General features: G+C 40.9%; 2 protein-coding genes. One reads left to right on the plus strand and one right to left on the minus strand.

From position 1 onward, the window contains the following. On the plus strand, nucleotides 1-242 hold a 242-nt coding region (locus M3205_RS24950), incomplete at its 5' end, for a hypothetical protein (protein ID WP_251172337.1). Here the strand turns inward: M3205_RS24950 and M3205_RS24955 are convergent. After that, a complete protein-coding gene (locus M3205_RS24955) occupies nucleotides 215-2,110 on the minus strand; it encodes a PrkA family serine protein kinase (protein WP_251172338.1) in 1,896 nt (631 codons plus the stop codon). The two genes, M3205_RS24950 and M3205_RS24955, sit on opposite strands and share 28 nt — an antisense overlap. Between the last annotated feature and the right edge of the window lie 497 nt (nucleotides 2,111-2,607).

Consider the following 2,607-nt stretch of genomic DNA (forward strand, 5'->3'; position numbering starts at 1 on the left):
TCCCGTTGAATTGGATTATGTTTAGAAAGCATATTAATCACCTCAAGCATTGTATTACTTCTATTTTAAATCAAAAAAGACTCCCGACAAGTACGATTTTCATCGAGTTTGTCGACAGTCTGAAAGAGGCTTTTCGAAGCCTCTTTTTTATATTTATTAAATCTATTAATTACATACTAAAAAATAAGCCTGGCAGCACTGCCAGGCTTATCATTTATCGATTCAGCAAGCTTCCCACATAGCGGAGCAGTTCGTTTGCAGATGTGGAGTTATAGCCATGTTCGTCGATTAGACGTGCTACTACCTCATTCACCTTCTTCAGCTGCTGCTCATCCGGCGTTTTTGAAGATGTTGTGATTTTCACGACATCCTTCAGGTCAGCGAAGAGTTTCTTCTGGATGGCTTCACGCAGGCGGTCATGCGAATTATAATCAAAGCGCTTGCCTTTTCTGGCATAAGCGGAGATACGGATGAGAATTTCCTCCCTGAATGCTTTCTTCGCATTCTCGGAAATGCCGATCTGCTCTTCAATTGAGCGCATCAGCTTTTCATCCGGACTGATTTCCTCACCGGTTAATGGATCGCGCAGCTTTGCTTTATTGCAGTATGCTTCAACATTATCAAGATAGTTCTCCATAAGCGTTTTCGCAGATTCTTCATAGGAGTAAACAAAAGCCTTTTGGACTTCTTTCTTGGCGATATCATCATACTCTTTGCGGGCCAGAGAAATAAAATTCAGGTATCTTTCCTTAAGTTCTGGAGTAATGGATGGATGCTGATCCAACCCTTCTTTAAGCGATCGCAGCACATCCAGCGCATTTATGCTTGTGATATTTTTACGAATGATTGTCGAAGAGATCCTGTTGATAACATAACGCGGATCAATGCCGCTCATGCCCTCATCTGCATGCTCTTTTTTCAATTCTTCCACATCTGCCCTGTTATACCCTTCAACGCTCTCTCCATCATACAAACGCATTTTCTTAACTAAATCAATATCGCCTTTTTTCGGATCCTTCATGCGGGTTAAAATCGTAAACATCGCTGCCACTCTTAAAGTATGCGGTGCAATGTGAACATTGGAAACATCGCTTTCACGGATCATTTTATCGTAAATCTTCTCTTCCTCTGAAACCTTTAAATTATATGGGATTGGCATCACAATGATCCTGGAATGCAAAGCTTCATTCTTTTTATTGGAAATGAATGACCGATACTCTGTTTCATTTGTATGAGCGACAATTAGCTCATCTGCCGAAATCAGGGCGAAGCGGCCGGCTTTAAAGTTGCCTTCCTGAGTCAGGGACAATAAATGCCATAAAAACTTCTCATCACACTTTAGCATTTCCTGGAATTCCATCATACCTCGGTTTGCTTTATTCAGTTCCCCGTCGAAGCGATAGGCACGAGGATCGGATTCTGAACCATATTCAGCAATCGTTGAAAAATCAATGCTTCCAGTCAGATCAGCAATATCCTGGGATTTTGGATCTGAAGGGCTGAAAGTACCAATCCCCACCCTGCGGTCTTCTGAGAAAAGGATTCGTTCAATTAAAACATCTTCTATGCGGCCGCCATACTCCTGTTCGAGACGCATACTATTCAGTGGCGACAGGTTTCCTTCAATTCTTATTCCATACTCGTCATAAAAGTCCTTGCGGAGGTGATGCGGAATTAAATGAAGAGGGTCTTCATGCATTGGGCAGCCTTTAATAGCATAGACCGCGCCCCTTTCAGCGTGGGAATATTGCTCCAAACCTCTCTTAAGCATTGTCACTAAGGTTGATTTACCTCCGCTGACCGGACCCATTAATAAAAGGATCCTTTTACGGACATCAAGACGTTTGGCAGCAGGGTGAAAATACTCTTCTACCAGCCTTTCTAATGCTTCCTCTAATCCAAAGAGCTGGTTGCTGAAAAATTGGTATCGTTTTTGGCCTTTCACTTCTTCGACACCGGCATCCTTAATCATATTATATACCCGCGAATGTGCTGACTGGGCAACCCATGGCTTCTCTTTGACAATTTCTAAATACTCTCCAAAAGTCCCTTCCCATTTAAGTTTTTCTTCCTCGTGTCTGTACATCTCAATTTTTTTTAGAATATCCATATGGACCTCCCCCTGTCGCATTATCAGAGACGATTAATATACTCTATGCGCACCGGCAATCGAACATGCGTAAACTATGAAGAGTTTGGTTTGTACTTTTTACGGGAATTAATTGTTACGAATACTTTGATGAAGGATTCTAACTGTAAAAAAAACTCCATACTTTTCATTCACAGTTATTCATTTTTGGGCTATAATAAGCTTATATTTACAAGCATGTCTATTGAGATAACTCTAAAGGAGGATTACATATACATGGGTACAATTATTATTATCGGTGTAATGGTTGCTTTCCTTGCTGCTATTTTCACTGCTGGTTATGACGACAAGCCAGGCGTAAGCAAGAAATAAGCTGCTGATCTATTCAGCAGCTTCAGACTGTCGACAAACTCGATGAAAATCGTACTTGTCGGGAGTCTTTTTTGATTTAAAATAGAAGTAATACAATGCTTGAGGTGATTAATATGCTTTCTAAACATAATCCAATTCAACGGGAT

The sequence above is a fragment of the Cytobacillus firmus genome (genome assembly GCF_023715565.1).
Lineage (GTDB): Bacteria > Bacillota > Bacilli > Bacillales > Cytobacillaceae > Cytobacillus > Cytobacillus firmus_C.